Origin of the sequence: Enterobacter sp. 22452 (assembly GCF_052045065.1) — a bacterium.
GTDB classification, from domain to species: Bacteria; Pseudomonadota; Gammaproteobacteria; order Enterobacterales; family Enterobacteriaceae; genus Enterobacter; species Enterobacter mori.
Genome location: NZ_JBQEOB010000010.1, coordinates 101,061 through 120,635 on the forward strand (window position 1 = coordinate 101,061; position 19,575 = coordinate 120,635).

The window sequence follows — 19,575 nt, forward strand, 5'->3', positions numbered from 1 at the left end:
ACAACTCCTAAAAAATCATCGTCATGGTGAAATCGGGGTAAACTTAAGAGAAACCTCAAAAGGAGGAGATGACAATGAAACGCTTGATGATTCTTACGGCACTGCTTCCCTTTGCCGCGCTCGCACAGCCACTCAATACGATGAACAACCCTAACCAGCAGGGTTACGTCATTCCCAGCCAGCAGCGGATGCAAACGGAGATGATGAGCCAGCAACAGCAGCAGAAAGGGATGCTTAATCAACAGTTGAAAACGCAAACCCAGATGCAGCAGCAGAGCCTGCAAAACCAGATGAACGCCAACACCCAGCGCATCCAGCAGGGTCAGGTGCGCGAGCAGCCGCTGCCGAATAAAAACGGCGGGATGTTAGGCGGGGGTTCAACCCTGAACAGCGGCCAGCAGCATATGCTGCCGCCGCAGTCGAACGGCAGTATGCTTAATCTGCAGAACTAAAGTTCGGGCCGATGCGGTCAATCGCATCGGTACAAATGCTGTCCACGCCCCAGCGCAGCAGTTCGGCTGCACGCTGGGGTTTGTTAACGGTATACACCAGAATATGCAGACCCGCCGCTTTCAACATCTTCACCCGCGCCTCATCCAGCAGCTTGTGATTGAGATGAATTGAAACGCACGCTAAGCGTGTCGTCAGCTCGTGCCAGTCCTCGCGCCACTCGTCCAGCAGCAGCCCACGCGGCAGCGCCGGCACGGCCGCCTGTGCCGCTTCCAGCGCGTCGATCTCAAACGACGACAGCAGCGGTGCCGTCATCCCTTCCCACAGCTCACGCGCGGCCAGCGCGATGACTTTGCCCGTCAGCGGCCCGGTGCCGGTGGTCGGTTTGATTTCGATATTGGCCATCATGCCGTGCTGGCGACAGCGATCCGCCACTTCCGCCAGCAGCGGCAGCGGTTCGCCTTTGAATTCGCCGCTGTACCAGCTTCCGGCATCTACCTTCAGCAGATCGCGCCACGGCAGTTCCCCCGCCACGCCCCAGCCGTTGCTGGTGCGTTCGAGGTTATCGTCATGCAGCAGGAAAATTTCGCCGTCTTTCGACAGCTTGGCGTCGAACTCGATCATCGTGTGGCCGTAGCGCGCGCCAACGTCAATCGCCGCCAGGGTATTTTCCGGCGCCAGCTTACCGCCGCCCCGGTGGGCGACGATGTGGGGATAAGGCCAGTTGCTCATACTCGTTGTCCTGTTTCACCGTCAAAGAAGTGCAGGTGATTTTCCGGCAGGTGCAGCCACAGCGTACTGCCTGCTTTCGGGCGCTCCTGATGTGCCAGGCGCACCACTATTTTTTGCTCACCCCAGCGTCCGTGCGCCAGGTTATCTGCACCCAACATTTCCAGCGTGTCCATCACCAGCGGCACGCCGCCGTCCGCCTGAGAGGTTAAACCAATATGCTCCGGGCGGATACCGAGCGTCATCTTACGCCCGGCGTAGCCACGATAGTACCAGTTGATGGGCAATGGCATCCCGCTTTCCAGTTCAAAGTGGGTGCCCGCGCTGCTGATCCGTCCTTCCAGCAGGTTCATTGCCGGGCTGCCGATAAAGCTCGCCACAAAGCGGGTGGCCGGTTTCTCATACACCTCCACCGGGGTGCCAATCTGCTCGGCGATGCCTTTGTTCATCACCATCACGCGCTGGGCGAGGGTCATGGCTTCGACCTGATCGTGGGTCACGTACAGGGAGGTGGTTTTCAGACGACGGTGCAGCTGCTGCAGCTCAAGACGCATCTGCACGCGCAGCTTGGCGTCGAGGTTAGAGAGCGGCTCGTCGAACAGGAATACCGCCGGATCGCGCACGATGGCGCGCCCCATCGCCACGCGCTGGCGCTGGCCGCCGGAGAGCTCGCGCGGGCGGCGCTTCAGCAGGCCGTCCAGCTCAAGAATGCGCGCCGCCTCTTTCACGCGCTCGTCGATATGGCCTTTGCCCATGCCGCGAATTTTCAGCCCCCAGGCCATATTCTCTTCCACGCTCATGTGCGGATAAAGCGCATAGTTCTGGAACACCATCGCGATGCCTCTGTCTTTTGGTTCCATCTCGGTGACGCGCTGGCGGTCAATCCAGATATCCCCGGACGTCACGCGCTCAAGCCCGGCCACCATGCGCAGTAGGGTGGATTTGCCGCAGCCGGACGGACCGACCATCACGATAAATTCCCCGTCCGCCACGTCGAGCGTCAGCGGTTGAATAACCTGGGTTTTGCCGTCCCAGCTTTTGGTTACTGCCTGAAGTTTTAAACCTGCCATCTTATTTCTCGCTATCGACCAGGCCACGGACAAACGCACGCTGCATGGCTAAAACAATGACTACGGGTGGGATAAGGGTGAGCAGCATCGCCGCCATCACCTGGTTCCAGAGGGTGGTGCCTTCACCGGTGGCAATCATGCCTTTGATGCCCGCCACGGCGGTGCCGAGGTTGACGTCCTGAATAATCAGCAGCGGCCACAGGTACTGGTTCCAGCCGTAGATAAAGGTGATCACAAACAGTGCCGCGAGGTTGGTTTTCGACAGCGGCAGCACGATGTCGCGAAAGAAGCGCATCGGCGAGGCGCCGTCGATGCGTGCCGCTTCAATCAGCTCGTCCGGCAGGGTCATAAAGAACTGTCGGAACAGGAAGGTCGCGGTCGCCGAGGCCATCAGCGGCAGGGTCAAGCCCGCGTAGCTGTCGAGCATCTTCAGGTTGGCGATCACCTCCACCGTCGGGAAGATACGTACTTCCACCGGCAGCATCAGGGTAATGAAGATCATCCAGAAGAACAGGTTGCGCAGCGGAAAGCGGAACCAGACGATGGCGAAGGCCGAGAGCATCGACACCGTGATTTTGCCGACGGTAATGCCGAACGCCATGATGAAGCTGTTGAGCATCATCAGCCAGAACGGCGCGCTGTTGGCGCCCACGCCCTGTGTCCAGATGGTCTTCATGTTCTCGAAAAGATGTGTGCCTGGGATCAGCGTCATCGGCGTGTCGAACACCGCTTTGGTGTCCAGCGTGGCGGCGACAAACGCCACGTACAGCGGGAAAAGGATGACGATAATCCCTAAAATCAGCATGGTATGGCTGAAAATCGTCAGCCCGCGACGGTTCTCAATCATTGGTAGCGCACCTTACTTTCGACATAGCGGAACTGCACCACCGTGAGGATGATGACGAGGAACATCAGCACGACGGACTGCGCGGCAGAGGCGGAGAGATCCAGACCGGCGAAGCCTTCGCGGTAGATCTTATAGATAAGCGTCGTTGTCGCCTGCACCGGTCCGCCTGCGGTCGCCGCGTCGATCACCGGGAAGGTGTCGAAGAAGGCGTACACGAGGTTAACCACCAGCAGGAAGAAACTCACCGGGGCGATCAGCGGCAGCGACAGCCTGAAGAAGCGGCGAACCGGGCCTGCACCGTCAATCGCCGCCGCTTCCACCAGCGAGCGCGGGATGGACTGCAGCGCGGCAAAGAAGAACAGGAAGTTGTAGCTGATCTGCTTCCACACCGAGGCAAACACCACCAGGAACATCGCCTGGCCGCTGTTCTGGGCGTGGTTCCAGTCGTAGCCCAGTTCGGCCAGGAAGTGGGTAATCAGCCCGCGCCCCGGGTTAAACAGGAAGATCCACAATACGGCGGCGACGGCGGGAGCCACGGCGTAAGGCAGCAGCATCAACGTTTGATAAATACGGCTGCCGCGCACCACATAGTCCACCAGCGCGGCGAAGAACAGCGAAGCAATAAGGCCGCTCACGGTGACCAGCGCGCTGAACTTGATCGTCGTCCAGATGGAATCCAGGTAGTAGCTGTCATGGAACAGCGCGGTGAAGTTGTCCAGCCCGACAAACTGGCTGGAAAGCCCGAACGGATCGACGCTTTGTACCGAGTACCACAGCGCTTCGCCCGCAGGCCAGATAAAGAAAATAACGGTGATGACCAGCTGCGGCGCGACCAGCAGGTACGGCAGCCAGCGGGAACGGAACACCGGACGGGATGAGGACATTGAGATTTGGTTCCTGAACAATGCCGGGTGGCGGCTACGCCTTACCCGGCCTACATGTGGCACATCGTAGGCCCGGTAAGCGCAGCGCCACCGGGCATTTTTTTACGATTTGGTCGACTGCTCAAAGCGGCGCAGCAGCTGATTCCCGCGCTCTACCGCTGAATCCAGCGCCTGTTGTGGCGTTTTCTTCCCGGTCCACACGCTTTCCAGCTCTTCATCCACGATAGTACGGATCTGCGGCATGTTGCCCAGACGCAGGCCCTTGGTGAACGGCAACGGCGGCTTGTTCAGCATCTGGCGCGTCGCAATGTCCGCCCCTGGGTTCTTGCTGTAGAAGCCCTGCTCGCGGGTCAGGTCATACGCGGCTTTGGTGATCGGCAGGTAGCCGGTCTTCTGGTGCCACTCGGCAGCATTTTCAGGCTTCGCCAGGAAGTCGAGGAACTCGGCCACGCCTTTGTAGGTGCCGTTGTCTTTACCCTGCATGACCCACAGGCTCGCTCCGCCGATGATGGCATTCTGCGGCGCGCCCTTCACGTCGGCGTCGTACGGCATCATGCCCACGCCGTAGTTGAATTTGGCGTAGTGACGAATATCGGCCAGCGAGCCGGAAGAGGCGGTGGTAATGGCGCAGTCGCCGTTGTAGAACTTCTCGGTGGATTCGTCTTTACGCCCGAAGTAGCTGAAGTCGCCCTTCTTGTTCAATTCTTCCAGCAGCGCGATGTGCTTCACCTGCTCCGGCTTGTTGAACTCCAGCACCGCATCGGTGCCGTCGAAGCCGTTGTTTTTGGTGGCAACCGGCAGGCCGTGCCAGGCGCTGAAGTTTTCAATCTGGATCCAGCCCTGCCAGCCGCTGGCATAGCCGCACTTCATTCCCGCCGCTTTCAGCTTCGCGGTGTACTCGGCCAGATCCTGCCAGGTTTTTGGCGGCTGCTCCGGGTCTAAACCGGCTTTCCTGAAGGCGTCTTTGTTGTAGTACAGCACCGGCGTGGAGCTGTTAAACGGCTGGGACAGCAGGTGGCCGGTTTTGGAATCGGTGTAGTAACCGGAAACGGTCGGCACGAACTGTGATTCGTCAAAGGTGATACCCGCCTCTTTGAACACTTCATACACCGGCTTGATGGCTTTAGAGGCCATCATGGTGGCGGTGCCCACTTCATAAACCTGTAACAGGGCTGGCGCATTGCCGGTACGGAAGGCGGCAATGCCCGCGCTCAGGCTCTGCTCGTAGTTGCCTTTGTACACCGGCACAATTTTGTAATCCGGGTGGGTGTCGTTGAAACGCTGCGCCAGGGAGTCAACCTCTTTACCCAACTCCCCTTCCATGGAATGCCAGAACGGAATGGTGGTCACAGCCATTGCGTTCGTCGCAAAAGCCAGACCGATTGCCAGACCCAAAGCTGTGTGTCGTAACGATGTCATTGTCATCTCTCTTATTGTGCCGGATGCGCGATATCACGCGTTTTATGCTCGCGAGGTAACATGACATGCTCGAATTACAGAAAAATAACTGTTTGTTTACAGATAAGTGACAGCCAGGCGTCAGGGTGATGATGGTTGTGTGAAGGGGTTTATGTGAAAAAGCCGGGTGGCGGCTTCGCCTTACCCGGCCTACTCGATACCGTAGGCCCGGTAAGCGTAAGCGCCACCGGGCAATACAGACGGCTTAGCCTCCGAGGTACGCGCTCCGCACCGCCTCGTTTGCCAGCAGCGCGTCGCCGGTATCCTCCAGCACCACGCGACCGTTCTCCAGCACGTAGCCACGGTCGGCGAGCTTCAGCGCCTGGTTGGCGTTCTGCTCGACGAGGAAGATGGTCATCCCCTCTTTACGCAGTTGCTCAATGGTGTCGAAGATCTGCTGAATGATGATCGGCGCAAGACCGAGCGACGGTTCATCCAGCAGCAGCAGACGCGGCTGGCTCATCAGCGCGCGGCCAATCGCCAGCATCTGCTGCTCGCCGCCGGACATGGTGCCCGCACGCTGGATGCGGCGCTCCCACAGGCGTGGGAAGAGTTCGTACACCCACTTGATGCGGGTCTGGTATTCATCGCGGTGAGCAAAGAAGCCGCCCATCGCCAGGTTCTCTTCCACCGTCATGCGGGAAAACACGCGACGCCCTTCCGGGACAATCGCCACTGCTTCACGCATGATTTTGGCGGTCTGCCAGTCGGTAATGTCTTTGCCATCGAACACAATCCGCCCGCTGGTGGCGCGCGGGTCGCCGCACAGGGTGCCGAGCAGCGTGGTTTTACCCGCGCCGTTGGCCCCGATCAGGGTAACGATTTCGCCCTGATTGATGTGCAGGCTGACGTCGTGCAGCGCCTGGATCTTGCCGTAGTGCGCGTTGACCTTGTCGAACGTTAACATCGCTTTTTCCATCTTATGCCTCACCAAGGTATGCGCGGATCACGTCCGGGTTGTTGCGGATCTCTTCCGGCGTGCCGTTCGCCAGCGGTGTGCCCTGGTTTACTACGTAGATACGGTCCGAAATGCCCATCACCAGCTTCATGTCGTGCTCAATCAGCAGAATGGTGGTGTCGTGATGGTCGCGCAGCTCGGCAATCAGCTCGTCCAGCTCTTTGGTCTCTTTCGGGTTGAGGCCAGCCGCCGGTTCGTCGAGCATCAGGATTTCCGGCTGCGTCACCATGCAGCGCACAATCTCCAGGCGACGCTGATCGCCATAGGCCAGGTTGCTCGCCTGACGGTTGGCGTGCTGCAGCAGGCCAATTCGGTCAAGCCAGGTGGCGGCGCGGTCAAGCGCTTCATCCTGCGCGCGGCGGAAGGCCGGGGTTTTCAGCAGGCCGGAGAACAGCCCGGTTTTCAGCTGCTGATGCTGTGCCACCAGCAGGTTCTCAATCACCGTCATCTCGCGGAACAGACGCACGTGCTGGAAGGTACGCACCACGCCCATGCGGGCAATCTGCTGGCCCGGCAGCCCTTCCAGGTGCTGGTCGCGCAGCATGATGGTGCCGCCCGTCGGCTTGTAGAAGCCGGTCAGGCAGTTGAAGACCGTGGTTTTCCCCGCGCCGTTCGGGCCAATCAGGGAGACAATCTCTTTCTTGTGCAGATCCAGATTCACGTTGTTGACCGCCAGAAGGCCGCCAAAACGCATCATCAGACCGTTAACGGATAATAATGGCTGGCTCATGCCTGCTCTCCTTTCGCTTGCCCGTTCTTCAGCTTCAGCTGTGGACGAGTCATCGGCAGCAGACCCTGCGGACGCCAGATCATCATCAGCACCATCAAACCACCCAGCATCAGCATGCTGTATTCGTTAAAGTCGCGCATCAGCTCGCGCGAGACCACCAGCAGGATGGCCGCGAGGATAACGGCGAACTGCGAGCCCATCCCGCCGAGTACCACAATCGCCAGCACGAAGGCCGATTCGGCAAAGGTGAAGGATTCCGGGCTAACGAAGCCCTGACGCGCGGCAAACAGCGTTCCGGCGAAACCGGCAAACGCGGCGCTGATGGTGAACGCGGTCAGCTTGATGCGGGTCGGGTTCAGGCCCAGGGAACGGCAGGCGATCTCATCTTCGCGCAGCGCTTCCCACGCGCGGCCCAGCGGCATGCGCAGCAGACGGTTGATCACGAACAGGGTAATCACCACCAGCAGCAGCGCCACCAGATAGAGCCAGATCACGCGGTCGGACGGGTCGTACTTGATGCCGAAGAAGTTGCTGAAGGTATCCCAGCCGCCTTCGCGGGCGGTACGGCTGAACTCCAGGCCGAAGAAGGTCGGTTTCGGGATCTGGCTGATGCCGTTCGGGCCGCCGGTCACTTCGGTATTGTTGAGCAGCAGGATACGGACGATTTCGCCGAAGCCCAGGGTCACAATCGCCAGGTAGTCACCGCGCAGGCGCAGCACCGGGAAGCCGAGCAGGAAGCCCGCGGCGGCAGAGACCAGCCCCGCCAGCGGCAGGCAGGTCCAGAAGCCGAGGCCGTAATAGTGGTTCAGCAGCGCGAAGGTGTAGGCACCGATGGCATAGAAGCCGCCGTAGCCCAGCACCAGCAGGCCGGAGAGCCCCACTACCACGTTCAGACCGAGACCCAGGATCACGTAGATCATGGTCAGGGTGGCGATATCCACGGTCCCGCGCGATACCACAAACGGCCACGCCACGGCGGCCACCAGCAGCGCCACGAGGAACAGCTTCTGCTTCACAGTAGTACCGTCGATAGCGGGCAGCACGAATTTCGGCCCGGAGACGTTTTTCAGCGTCTTCTGGAAGGCCGGGCGCAGCAACTGGAACAGGAATACCACGGCGGTGCCGATAAACACCCACTGCCAGCGAATATCAGCGGCGGTGTCGACCACCAGCTTAGTGCCGTCCAGCTCTAACTGGACGCCCATAAAGACGCCCGCCAGCACGAAGAACATGGCGGCAGAGAGCAGCGCCATTGCAAAATGCATCGGTTTCATACTTTCTCTACCTCCGGACGGCCCAGAATACCGGTAGGCATCACCAGCAGAACCAGAATCAGCAGGGCAAACGACACCACGTCTTTATATTCTGTGCTCAGGTACGCCGAGGAGAGCGCTTCCGCCACGCCCAGGATCAGGCCGCCGATCATCGCCCCCGGAATACTGCCGATACCGCCCAGTACCGCGGCGGTGAAGGCTTTCATCCCGGCCATAAAGCCGATGTACGGGTTAATCACGCCATAGAACTGGCCGAGCAGCACGCCTGCCACCGCTGCCATCGCGGCACCAATCACGAAGGTCAGGGCAATCACGCGGTCGGTGTTGATGCCGAGCAGGCTCGCCATCTTCAGATCTTCCGCGCAGGCGCGGCAGGCGCGCCCCATGCGGGAGTAGCGGATGAAAATAGTCAGAGCCAGCATTGCCAGGAAGGTTACAACCCAGATAACCAGCTGCATGGTGGTGATAGAAGCAGAGAAGTTCTCGCTGGCCCCCACAATCCACTGGCCGTTAAACAGGCTTGGCAGCGCCACGTCACGCGAGCCTTCGGTCAGGCTGACGTAGTTTTGCAGGAAGATGGACATCCCGATGGCGGAGATCAGCGCAATCAGGCGTTTTGAACTGCGCACGGGCCGGTAGGCCACGCGTTCGATGCTCCAGCCGTAGGCGCTGGCAATCACAATCGCGCCGACAAACCCGGCGGCGACCAGCAGCCAGCTGCTGTCGATGCCCATCATCATCAGGGCGGCAATGATCATAAAGGAGACGTAGCTACCGATCATGTACACCTCGCCGTGGGCGAAGTTGATCATGCCGATAATGCCGTAAACCATCGTGTAGCCGATGGCGATCAGCGCGTAGGTGCTTCCCAGCGTAACGCCGTTAAACATCTGCTGCAGGAAATAGAGAAACTGCTCGGACATATGCAAACCTTTTTATACCCGCCCGGTGAGCCGGGCGGTGGGATAGTTATTTGGCGGCCGAGGACGAACCGTCGGCGTGCCACTTAAAGACACCAAATTCAAATCCCTTCAGATCGCCTTTCTCATCCCAGTTCAGCGGCCCAATCACGGTGTTCGCCCCGTGTGCTTTTAAATCTTTCACCAGATCCAGCGGCTCTTTGCTGCCGGTACGCTCCAGCGCGGTGGCCAGAGACTGTACGGCCGCGTATGTGATCCAGACGTACGGACCGCTCGGATCCTTCTTCTGCGCCTTGAGCGCCTCTACGATAGCCTTGTTGGCCGGATCCTGGTCATAGCGTTTTGGCATCGTGACCAGCATGCCTTCGGCAGAATCCCCGGCGATGTTTGACAGGGAGGCGTTGCCCACGCCCTCTGGTCCCATAAACTGGGTTTTCAGGCCGGTGGCGCGAGCCTGGCGCAGCATCTGGCCCATTTCCGGGTAGTAGCCGCCGTAGTAAACGAAGTCGATATTCTCTTTTTGCAGACGGGCGATCAGCGCGGAGAAGTCTTTCTCACCGGCGGTAATGCCGTCGAAGAAGACGATGTTCGCGCCGCCTTTTTTCAGGCCGTCCTGCACGGAGCGCGCCAGGCCTTCGCCGTACTGCTGTTTGTCATGAATGATGGCAATACGCGTTGGCTTAACGGTGTCGAGGATGTATTTGGCGGCGGTGGGTCCCTGCGAGGAGTCCAGACCGGCGGTACGCATAATGTGCTGGTAGCCGCGCTGGGTCAGCTCCGGGTTAGTTGCGCCCGGGGTGATCATCAGAATGCCTTCGTCTTCGTAAATATCAGACGCGGGCTGCGTGGACGATGAGCACAGGTGGCCGATAACGTACTGGATACCGTCGTTGACGATTTTGTTGGCGACCGCGACGGCCTGTTTTGGATCGCAGGCGTCGTCATATTCTACGCCCACCAGCTTGTCGCCTTTGATGCCGCCTTTGGCGTTGATGTCTTTAATGGCCTGACGTGCGCCGTTGAACTCCATATCACCCCACTGGGCAACAGGACCGGACATCGCGCCGACCACAGCAACTTTTATGTCGTCCGCCATAGCCGCCTGCGAAATTGCCAGTGCGACCATTCCCGCGATTATTGCTTTCGCGTTCCTTTTCATCTCTGAATCCCCATTCGTGATGTCGTGTATATATTTTGTTTTATTATGGTTAAAAAGCATTCTGTACTTTTAATGAACAACGCTATTTTTACCAGTGCCCTTAATGGTTTAGCGAGGTTTTTTATTAAAAACCAGACTAATATCTCTATTTTTCAGGCGATTAAGCAAAGATAATATTCTGAAATCAGGCAGAGATAAACAAATAAAAGTGCAGTTTACAGCATAAAATAACGGTACAAAGCGCCGAATAAATCACTGCCTGTCAGGTTAAAATTCTGCTTAATTTTCGATCCATGTGTTTTCGAACTGCGCAATGCGTTGCCAAAAAACTAATCACCTGGTAAATGGGAATAAAAAGAGAAAGCACCCGAGCAAATAAATTGAGTACACTGGCCCTACTCAATCTGATTTGGACAAGTAGCTAATGAAACTGACTATCGTGCGTCTGGTGACCTTTAGCGACCAGGATCATATCGACCTGGGCAAGATCTGGCCGGAATATTCCCCTTCGTCGCTGGCCGTCGACGAAAATCACCGTATCTATGCCGCACGCTTTAACGAGCGTCTGCTGGCCGCCGTTCGCGTGACGCTGAGCGGCACGGAAGGGGCGCTGGATTCCCTGCGCGTGCGCGACGTCACCCGCCGTCGCGGGGTCGGACAGTATTTAATTGAAGAAGTCATTCGTGAAAACCCGAGCGTGACTTCCTGGTGGATGGCCGACGTGGGCGTGGAAGACCGCAGCGTGATGGCGGCGTTTATGCAGGCGCTAGGGTTTACGGCGCAGGCGAACGGGTGGGAGAAGCGCCAGGGCTGATGTGTGCGGCCTGATCTGTGCGGCCTGATGCCCTCACCCCGGCCCTCTCCCACGGGGAGAGGGAGAACACCGAGCGATCCCCTCTCCCTGTGGGAGAGGGTTAGGGTGAGGGCATCAACCCGCACCAGTATTATTTTGCGTCAGTAGCAGTCCCGTTAGCATGCCAGTCAAACACGCCGAACTCGAAGCCCTTCAGATCGCCCTTCTCATCCCATGACAGCGGCCCCATGACGGTCTCCACGGAGTTCGCTTTCAGCCAGGTGGCAATCTCAGCCGGATCGGCTGACTGGTTCAGGCCCGCCTGCAGCGACTGCAGTGCCGCGTAGGTGGTCCAGACGAACGCGCCGCTTGGATCCTGTTTCTTCGCCTTGATCGCATCTACGATTGGCTTGTTCGCAGGGACCTGGTCGTAGTTCTTCGGCTTGGTCACCAGCAGGCCTTCGGCTGATTCACCCGCGATGTTAGACAGAGAGACGTTCGCCACGCCTTCCGGCCCCATGAACTGGGTTTTCAGACCGGCAGCGCGCGCCTGGCGCAGGATCTGGCCCATTTCCGGGTGGTAGCCACCGTAGTAAACGAAATCAATATTCTCTTTCTTCAGACGCGCCACCAGCGTGGAGAAGTCTTTCTCACCGGCGGTAATACCGTCGAAGAACACCACGTCAGCATTGGCTTTCTTCAGGTTGTCCTGGACGGAACGCGCCAGACCTTCACCGTATTGCTGCTTGTCATGAACGATAGCGATGCGCTTCGGCTTCACTTTTTCAACGATGTATTTCGCTGCGGTTGGGCCCTGGTCAGAGTCCAGGCCGGTGGTGCGCAGGGTCAGCTTGTAGCCGCGCGCGGTCAGTTCCGGCGCGGTTGCAGCCGGGGTGATCATCAGAATGCCTTCGTCTTCGTAGATGTCAGACGCGGGCTGCGTAGAAGAGGAGCACAGGTGACCGATAACGTATTTGATCCCGTCGTTCACCACTTTGTTCGCCACCGCGACCGCTTGTTTCGGGTCACAGGCATCATCATATTTTACGATCTGCAGTTTTTCGCCCTTGATGCCGCCCTTAGCATTAATGTCTGCAACCGCCTGTTCTGCGCCCGTAAATTCCTGGTCGCCGTACTGAGCTACCGGACCGGACATCGCGCCAACCACAGCAACTTTGATATCTGCCTGTGCCATGGTGCTGAATGCCAACGCGATACATCCTGCCAGTAACGCTTTACCCTTCATGTTCATCCTGAGATTCCCCATTATTATGGTTATTACGATTGTTGTGATGTTGTTGTGCAGCGCTTTATGTCAGTTATAGGTGTGCTGTTCGCGCTTTTTCAGCATACTCTGCTAAAACATACCCGATTTTTATGATTTTGGAATAGCTAATTTGAAATGTATCTATGCCAGGCCCGGCACCGTTTTGCGCCGGGCATTTGGCTTTATCGTGTCAGCGAGGCGGAAATAATATCCAGCGCCTGTCGGAACTGCGCTTCGGGGATGGTGAGCGGATAGAGGAAGCGAATCACGTTGCCGTACACGCCGCAGCTCAGGAGCAGCAGCCCTTCGTTCAACGCGCGTTCTTGCACCTGTCGGGTGAATTCCGGCGAGGGTTGCCCGGATTGCGGATCGTTGAACTCCACCGCCACCATAGAGCCTTGCGCACGAATGTCGGCAATATACGGGCAGCCATCCTTCGCTTTATTTAGCACCTCTACCAGATGGTGGCCAAGGTGCGCCGCGCGGGTGCAGAGATCTTCTTCGTCAATCACGTCCAGCACCGCATGGGCCGCGGCAATCGCCAGCGGGTTACCCGCGTAGGTGCCGCCCAGCCCGCCGGGCGCGGGGGCGTCCATCACCTCCGCCCGACCAGAGACCGCCGAAAGCGGCATTCCGCCCGCCAGGCTTTTCGCCATGGTGATAAGGTCCGGCTTCACACAGTGGTTTTCCATCGAGAACAGCTTGCCGGTGCGGGCGAAGCCAGTTTGGACTTCGTCGGCAATCAGCAAAATTCCGTGGGTATCGCACAGGGCACGCAGCGCCTGCATAAAATCGGCGGGCGCGACATTGAACCCGCCCTCACCCTGAACCGGTTCAAGGATAATGGCCGCCACCTGGTCTGGCGCGATATCCGCTTTGAAAATGCGCTCCAGGCTTTTTAACGCTTCCGCCGTGCTGATGCCGTGCAGATCGTTAGGGAACTGTGCGTGGTACACCGAGCCGGGGAACGGGCCGAAGCCCAGCTTGTAGGGTGCGACCTTGCCTGTCAGCGCCATGGTCATAAAGGTGCGGCCATGAAAGGCGCCGCCAAAGGTGATAAGGCCAGGGCGTTTGGTGTACGCGCGCGCAATTTTGACCGCGTTTTCAACCGCTTCTGCGCCCGTCGAGAAGAAGGCGGTCTTGGCGGGACCGTCAATCGGCACGCGCTGGTTGATGCGTTCGGCAAGCGCCACATAGCCCTCATACGGCACAATCTGGTAGGCCGTGTGGGTGAAGGCGTGGAGTTGTTTTTCGATGGCGGCAATGACTTTTGGATGGCGATGGCCGGTATTCAGCACCGCGATCCCGGCGGCGAAGTCGATGTACTCATTGCCTTCCACGTCCCACACCGTGGCGTTTTCGGCTTTATCGGCATAGAAGTTACACATCACGCCGATGCCGCGCGGCGTCGCCTGTAAACGCCGGTCGTTCAGTTCGTTATTTTTCACCCTGTCCCCCTGAGAAAGTCGCCTGCTTAGCGCATCAGTAAGTGTTTGCCAGGGGGAGGGAATTCGCCAGAGCGGGTGCTAAAAAAACAAAACCCCCGGACTCGCATCCAGGGGTTATCGGTGTACTCCGCTTAGATTACGCTTCGATAGCAGCGCGAAGTTTTTTCATGGCGTTCTTTTCAAGCTGACGGACACGTTCCGCGGAAACGCCGTAGCGGTCGGCCAGCTCCTGCAGCGTGGACTTGTTGTCTTCGTCCAGCCAGCGGGCGCGGATGATATCCTGGCTACGCTCGTCGAGGCCTTCCATCGCGAAGGTCAGCTTGTTCGCCGCCTGGTCTTCCCAGTTGTCCTCTTCAATGCCGTCGGCAAAGTTAGAGGTTTTATCCTGCAGGTACAGGACCGGGGCCATCGGCTGGCTGTCAGAGGCGTCGTCGTCGGAGGACATGTCAAAGGTCATGTCCTGCGCGGCCATGCGGGATTCCATCTCACGGACGTCTTTGCTGGATACGCCCAGCTCGCGCGCCACCATTTCGACTTCATCCTGGTTAAACCAGCCCAGACGCTGCTTGGTTTTACGCAGATTGAAGAACAGTTTGCGCTGCGCTTTTGTCGTGGCGACCTTCACAATACGCCAGTTACGCAGGACGTATTCGTGAATTTCTGCTTTGATCCAGTGCACGGCGAAGGAGACCAGTCGCACCCCCACTTCCGGGTTGAAGCGACGTACAGCCTTCATCAGGCCGATGTTACCTTCCTGAATCAAGTCCGCCTGCGGCAGGCCGTAGCCCGAGTAGTTACGAGCAACGTGAACAACAAAGCGCAGGTGAGACAGGATCAGCGTCTTAGCTGCTTCCAGATCGCCCTGGTAATGCAGCTTTTCAGCAAGCTCCTTTTCTTCCTCGGCCGTTAACATCGGCCAGGTGTTCGCAGCCCGGATGTAAGATTCCAGGTTACCAACAGGGGCTAAAGCTAAAGTTTGCATTTCTTTGGTCATTCATTCCTCTCAATGTTTCTTCTGGTCCAGGCTGTCCCCATCAGGCAACAACCATGCCAAAGCGTTTGAGCAGCGAGATTAGCATTCACACTTTTATCAGACCGTGATTTTATCCACAAGTTCCAGGTGCAACAGTGAATAAATTACGCACAAAATGTGACATGAAGATGATAACAGGGGAAGAGACAACAGGGACGCTTTCCCTGCAGAGCGAACATCTCGGTGCAGGGAAAGATTATACCACGCTTTTATTAGTCGGGAGTAAAGTGGCGTAAATGTTGAACCGTCGCCAGCCATGCGGCTACCCAGCCGATCATGGAGCACACCAGCAGCAACAGCAGGCACTCATCGAACCCTAAGCCACTGATATCAAACTTGGTTCCGAAAACCTGCGCCACTTCAGTCACGGCAGACGAAAGCCGCATCACCAAAATTTCTGACAATATCAGTGAAAGAAATGCGCCGGAAAAACCGAGCAGCGCGCCGCCGTAGAGGAACGGACGGAGGATGAAACCATCCGTTGCGCCAATCAGTTTCTGCACGTTGATGGTATCGCGGCGGGCGAAGATGCTCAGGCGCACGCTGTTACCGATGACGAGGAACACCGCCGCCACCATCAGCACGCCGATCATCGCCGACACGCGCCCCACCAGCCCGGTCAGGGCAGCAAGACGGGCGAACCAGCTGTCGTCCATGCGCACTTCATCAATCCCGTTGATACGGGTGATGCGGTCGCGCAGGGTGTTAAGCGAATCGGTACCCTGGAAATCGAGTTTCGGGATCACCACCGCCACGGCGGGCAGCGGGTTCTCTTCCAGCATATCCAGCGCGCCGCCAAAGCCTGACCAGTTACGGAACTCGCCCAGCGCTTCATCGCGCGAGAGATAGTTAACCTTCTCCACGCCCTGTTCGGCCTGGATTTGCCCAACCACCTGCGCCGCCGCATTATCGTCGAGCGCTTTATCCAGATAAACGGTGATCTGCGGCGACGGATAATACTGCGACGCTGCCTGGTTAACGTTCTTATAGACCATGTAGCAGACGCTTGGCAGCGTCAGGGAGATGGCGATCACCATCACCGTCAGGAACGTCGCCAGCGGCTTGCTTTTCAGATCCTGCAATGCCCCCTGGAAGGCATAACGCACCTGCTCGTTGAACACGTTGGTCTTGCGGGAAGCCGGTTTTGGGGCCGCTTTCTGGCGCTTTGGCGTATTACGATTGCCGTCACCGCCGCCCTGCGGCTTACGGAAACGGTCAAACCGGTTTCCGAACTGCCGAATCTGGTTCATTGCATCACGCTTGTTCACCGTGGCCTCCGTGCAAATGCCCGTCGCTCAGGGTCAGCATGCGGTACGAACGACGGGAAATGAGCCCAATGTCGTGCGTCGCCATCAATACCGTGACCCCTACGCGGTTGAATTCCTCAAACAGACGCAAAATCCCTTCGGACAGGGCATCGTCCAGGTTACCGGTTGGTTCATCCGCCAGCAGTACGGCAGGCTTGTTCACCACCGCACGGGCGATGCCCACGCGCTGCTGCTCACCGCCGGACAGCTGGATCGGGAAGTTCTTCGCTTTGTCCAGCAGCCCGACCTTATCCAGCGCCGCAGAGACGCGACGGCGGATATCGTCATAGCTGGCGCCGGCAATAATCAGCGGGATAGCGACGTTATCAAAAACGGTGCGATCCATCAGCAGGTGGTGATCCTGGAAAATCATGCCGATCTGACGACGCAGGAACGGCACTTCGCGGTTTTTCAGGCGGCTAATTTCGTGGCCGCTGAAAAAGATTTTCCCGGCGCTGGGCCGTTCGATCCCACAGATAAGCTTGAGCAGGGTACTTTTCCCCGCGCCGGAATGGCCGGTCAGGAATGCCATCTCGCCTGGCTGCAGATGAAACGTTACCCCCTGCAGCGCTTGTCTCCCACCGAGATAGGCCTTGCTGACGTGTTCAAAGCGAATCATTGTTAGTCCTCTCGGGCAAATAATGCCTCAATAAAGTCGTCCGCCTTAAACGGACGCAAATCCTCAATACGCTCGCCCACACCGATGTAACGAATAGGAATGCCGAACTGGTCGGCCACGGAGAAGATCACCCCGCCTTTGGCGGTGCCGTCCAGCTTGGTCAGCGCGATCCCCGTCAGTCCTACCGCTTCATGGAACAGCTTCGCCTGACTGATGGCGTTCTGCCCGGTGCTGGCGTCAATGGTCAGCATAATTTCATGCGGTGCGTCTTCGTCCAGCTTCTTCATGACGCGGACGATTTTCTTCAACTCTTCCATCAGGTGCGATTTGTTCTGCAAACGCCCTGCGGTATCGGCAATCAGCACGTCCACGTTACGCGCCTTCGCCGCCTGGATGGCGTCGAAGATCACGGATGCGGAATCCGCGCCGGTATGCTGGGCAATCACCGGAATGTTGTTGCGCTGGCCCCAGACCTGCAGCTGCTCAACCGCCGCTGCACGGAAGGTATCGCCCGCCGCCAGCATCACCGACTTGCCCTGCTGCTCGAACTGACGCGCCAGCTTGCCGATGGTGGTGGTTTTACCTACGCCGTTCACGCCCACCATCAGAATAACAAATGGCGTTTTGCCTTCAATATTAAGCGGTTCGTCAACTTTTGCGAGAATTTCGCCCATCTCGTCTTTCAGCAGGCCGTACAGCGCTTCGGCATCACGCAGCTGTTTGCGGCTCGCCCCTTCGGTCAGGTTGGCGATGATCTTACGGGTGGTTTCCACGCCGACGTCCGCAATCAGCAGCTGTTCTTCCAGTTCCTCAAAGAGATCGTCGTCGATCTTCTTGCCGCGGAACAGACTGATAAATCCGGAACCTAAGTTTTCTTTGGTTTTGAGCAGGCTACGCTTCAGGCGCGCGAAGAAACCTTCTTTGGTCGGTTTTTCCTGCTCCTGAACAATCTCTTCTTCGGCTTGCTCTTCTACCGGCACAACGATGACCGCTTCTTCTGCGGCTTCCGCCGCCAGCGCCTGGGCTTCCAGCTCTTCGTCGGTCAGCTCTGGCTCGAGTGCCGCTTCTTCTTCCACCGCTTCAACAATTTCAACGATTTCCGCTTCGGCCTGCCACTCTTCAGCAGAAACCTCTTCGGCTTTTACCTCTTCCGGCAGCGGCAGCTCTTCATGCTCAATAACGGCCTGCGGCGCGTGGGTAATGTCTTCGACGACAACCGGCTCTGGCTTCTCGCTTTCCTGAACCTGTTCAGTGACCTCAACCACCTCTTCAGCAAAGGATTCAATCTCTTCTTTGCTGTGCGCCGTTTCTTCCGCGTCGACAACCGCGGCGGTTTCTACAGGCGTTTCAGGCTGCGACTGCTCTTCAACGGCTTGTTGTTCTTCGGTTTTCTGTTCTGTTTCTTGCTCTTTTTCACCGAAGCCCAGCCAGGAAAAGAAGCCACGTTTTTTTTGTTTTGCCATCTGCGACTACACTCCTCGCGGCGCTATATACATGTAAGCTAAAAAAATGATGAAATAGTCTAACACTTTACTTAATTGACATCACCGCCCGCAATCGCAGGCCAATTGTTAACAGAGCTTTCCTGAGATGAAGAAACCCAACCGCGCCCCGGCCGGTCAAATTCGTATTATCGGCGGTCAGTGGCGAGGCCGGAAATTACCGGTGCCGGACAGCCCCGGTTTACGCCCCACTACCGACCGCGTGCGCGAGACGCTGTTTAACTGGCTCGCCCCGTCAATGGTAGACGCCCGCTGCCTGGACTGCTTCGCCGGAAGCGGCGCATTAGGGCTTGAAGCGCTGTCGCGCTATGCCGCCAGCGCCACGCTGCTGGAGATGGAGCGCGGCGTGGCGCAGACGCTGCAGCAAAATCTGGCGACGCTGAAGGCGAGCAACGCCAGAGTGGTCAACACCAACACGCTGAGCTTCCTCGCGCAACAGGGCACACCGCACAACGTGGTGTTCGTCGACCCACCGTTCCGCAAGGGGCTGCTGGAAGAGACGTTATCTTTGTTGGAGCAAAACGGCTGGCTGGCGGATGACGCGCTAATCTATGTAGAAAGCGAAGTGGAGAACGGTATGCCGCCGGTGCCCGCGCACTGGGATCTGCACCGCGAAAAGGTCGCCGGTCAGGTTGCTTATCGTCTGTATCACCGTCAGGCACAAGGAGGATCCGATGCCGGTACTGATTAACCTGGGACGTTTGCTAATGCTGGGCGTCTGGGCGTTTTTGATTCTGAATCTGGTGCACCCGTTCCCGCGCCCGATGAACATTTTCGTTAACGTGGCGCTGATTTTCACGTCGTTTATGCATGCCCTGCAGATGGTGATGCTGAAAAACGGTCTGCCGAAAGACGGCCCGCAGATGACCGGATGGCAGCAGCTGCGCGTGTTTATTTTCGGCGTGTTTGAGCTGCTGGTGTGGATGAAGAAGTTTAAGGCGCAGGTGAAGAAGTAACACCCTCACCCTAACCCTCTCCCACAGGGAGAGGGAACATTGACTCCCTCTCCCCTTGGGTGTGTACGGTCCGGGGACATAGTGAACACTTGTTCGGGGACATGGTAGACACTTACAACTAAGGCATAAGAACCCGTTTATGGAGTCGCTTATGCCCTGGGATGCGAGAGA

20 protein-coding genes are annotated in these 19,575 nt (G+C 57.8%); 4 read left to right on the plus strand and 16 right to left on the minus strand.

What is annotated here, in order from left to right; genetic code table 11:
* The first annotated feature begins 74 nt into the window (after positions 1–74).
* Complete coding sequence (locus tag ACTJJA_RS21535) at positions 75–452, plus strand: DUF2756 family protein (RefSeq protein WP_440669175.1); 378 nt, start codon at positions 75–77, stop codon at positions 450–452.
* On the opposite strand, the gene ugpQ is transcribed toward ACTJJA_RS21535, so the two are convergent.
* From ugpQ to livK, 10 genes are all read right to left on the minus strand, one after another.
* Positions 436–1,182 carry a glycerophosphodiester phosphodiesterase gene (gene ugpQ, locus ACTJJA_RS21540; RefSeq protein WP_440669176.1) on the minus strand — a complete coding sequence of 249 codons (747 nt, stop codon included), beginning with the start codon at positions 1,180–1,182 and terminating at the stop codon, positions 436–438. The two genes, ACTJJA_RS21535 and ugpQ, sit on opposite strands and share 17 nt — an antisense overlap.
* Positions 1,179–2,249, minus strand: a complete 1,071-nt coding sequence (locus ACTJJA_RS21545; protein WP_440669177.1) for a sn-glycerol-3-phosphate import ATP-binding protein UgpC — start codon at positions 2,247–2,249, stop codon at positions 1,179–1,181. Before ACTJJA_RS21545 ends, ugpQ begins: the two co-directional genes overlap by 4 nt.
* A 1-nt stretch (position 2,250) precedes the next feature.
* Positions 2,251–3,096, minus strand: a complete 846-nt coding sequence (gene ugpE, locus ACTJJA_RS21550) for a sn-glycerol-3-phosphate ABC transporter permease UgpE (RefSeq protein WP_013099125.1) — start codon at positions 3,094–3,096, stop codon at positions 2,251–2,253.
* Positions 3,093–3,980, minus strand: coding sequence for a sn-glycerol-3-phosphate ABC transporter permease UgpA (gene ugpA / locus ACTJJA_RS21555; RefSeq protein ID WP_440669178.1), 888 nt, complete (start codon positions 3,978–3,980; stop codon positions 3,093–3,095). Before ugpA ends, ugpE begins: the two co-directional genes overlap by 4 nt.
* Positions 3,981–4,082: 102 nt before the next feature.
* Positions 4,083–5,399, minus strand: coding sequence for a sn-glycerol-3-phosphate ABC transporter substrate-binding protein UgpB (gene ugpB, locus ACTJJA_RS21560; RefSeq protein WP_420984690.1), 1,317 nt, complete (start codon positions 5,397–5,399; stop codon positions 4,083–4,085).
* A 244-nt stretch (positions 5,400–5,643) separates the two neighbouring features.
* Complete coding sequence (gene livF / locus ACTJJA_RS21565) at positions 5,644–6,357, minus strand: high-affinity branched-chain amino acid ABC transporter ATP-binding protein LivF (protein WP_006812273.1); 714 nt, start codon at positions 6,355–6,357, stop codon at positions 5,644–5,646.
* A 1-nt stretch (position 6,358) separates the two neighbouring features.
* Entirely contained in the window at positions 6,359–7,126 is a 768-nt protein-coding gene (gene livG / locus ACTJJA_RS21570; RefSeq protein ID WP_008500101.1) for a high-affinity branched-chain amino acid ABC transporter ATP-binding protein LivG, read from the minus strand.
* Positions 7,123–8,400 (minus strand): branched chain amino acid ABC transporter permease LivM, encoded by a 1,278-nt coding sequence (livM, locus tag ACTJJA_RS21575; protein ID WP_431139293.1) that lies wholly within the window; start codon positions 8,398–8,400, stop codon positions 7,123–7,125. The genes livG and livM overlap by 4 nt, the downstream gene beginning before the upstream one ends.
* Positions 8,397–9,323, minus strand: coding sequence for a high-affinity branched-chain amino acid ABC transporter permease LivH (gene livH / locus ACTJJA_RS21580; RefSeq protein ID WP_010436488.1), 927 nt, complete (start codon positions 9,321–9,323; stop codon positions 8,397–8,399). Before livH ends, livM begins: the two co-directional genes overlap by 4 nt.
* A 46-nt stretch (positions 9,324–9,369) precedes the next feature.
* Positions 9,370–10,479, minus strand: a complete 1,110-nt coding sequence (livK, locus tag ACTJJA_RS21585) for a high-affinity branched-chain amino acid ABC transporter substrate-binding protein LivK (RefSeq protein WP_010436489.1) — start codon at positions 10,477–10,479, stop codon at positions 9,370–9,372.
* Between the two features lie 424 nt (positions 10,480–10,903).
* On the opposite strand from livK, the gene panM reads away from it, so the two are divergent.
* Entirely contained in the window at positions 10,904–11,293 is a 390-nt protein-coding gene (gene panM, locus ACTJJA_RS21590; RefSeq protein WP_214606136.1) for an aspartate 1-decarboxylase autocleavage activator PanM, read from the plus strand.
* Between the two features lie 130 nt (positions 11,294–11,423).
* Here the strand turns inward: panM and livJ are convergent, their stop codons facing one another.
* The 6 genes from livJ to ftsY form a co-directional block, all read right to left on the minus strand.
* A complete protein-coding gene (gene livJ / locus ACTJJA_RS21595; protein ID WP_072204584.1) occupies positions 11,424–12,524 on the minus strand; it encodes a branched chain amino acid ABC transporter substrate-binding protein LivJ in 1,101 nt (366 codons plus the stop codon).
* A 197-nt stretch (positions 12,525–12,721) separates the two neighbouring features.
* Entirely contained in the window at positions 12,722–13,987 is a 1,266-nt protein-coding gene (locus ACTJJA_RS21600; protein WP_042713697.1) for a 4-aminobutyrate--2-oxoglutarate transaminase, read from the minus strand.
* A 136-nt stretch (positions 13,988–14,123) separates the two neighbouring features.
* Entirely contained in the window at positions 14,124–14,981 is an 858-nt protein-coding gene (rpoH, locus tag ACTJJA_RS21605; protein WP_010436497.1) for an RNA polymerase sigma factor RpoH, read from the minus strand.
* Positions 14,982–15,232: 251 nt separating this feature from the next.
* Entirely contained in the window at positions 15,233–16,288 is a 1,056-nt protein-coding gene (gene ftsX, locus ACTJJA_RS21610) for a permease-like cell division protein FtsX (protein WP_108417694.1), read from the minus strand.
* Positions 16,275–16,946: a cell division ATP-binding protein FtsE gene (gene ftsE, locus ACTJJA_RS21615; RefSeq protein WP_008500091.1), complete on the minus strand. Its 672-nt coding sequence runs from the start codon at positions 16,944–16,946 to the stop codon at positions 16,275–16,277. Before ftsE ends, ftsX begins: the two co-directional genes overlap by 14 nt.
* Positions 16,947–16,948: 2 nt before the next feature.
* Positions 16,949–18,409: a signal recognition particle-docking protein FtsY gene (gene ftsY / locus ACTJJA_RS21620; RefSeq protein ID WP_440669180.1), complete on the minus strand. Its 1,461-nt coding sequence runs from the start codon at positions 18,407–18,409 to the stop codon at positions 16,949–16,951.
* Between the two features lie 127 nt (positions 18,410–18,536).
* Between ftsY and rsmD the strand changes: the two genes are divergently transcribed.
* Together rsmD and ACTJJA_RS21630 are read left to right on the plus strand one after the other, a co-directional pair.
* Positions 18,537–19,139, plus strand: coding sequence for a 16S rRNA (guanine(966)-N(2))-methyltransferase (rsmD, locus tag ACTJJA_RS21625; RefSeq protein WP_440669181.1), 603 nt, complete (start codon positions 18,537–18,539; stop codon positions 19,137–19,139).
* Entirely contained in the window at positions 19,123–19,404 is a 282-nt protein-coding gene (locus ACTJJA_RS21630) for a DUF1145 family protein (protein WP_010436509.1), read from the plus strand. The genes rsmD and ACTJJA_RS21630 overlap by 17 nt, the downstream gene beginning before the upstream one ends.
* The last annotated feature ends 171 nt before the right edge of the window (positions 19,405–19,575 follow it).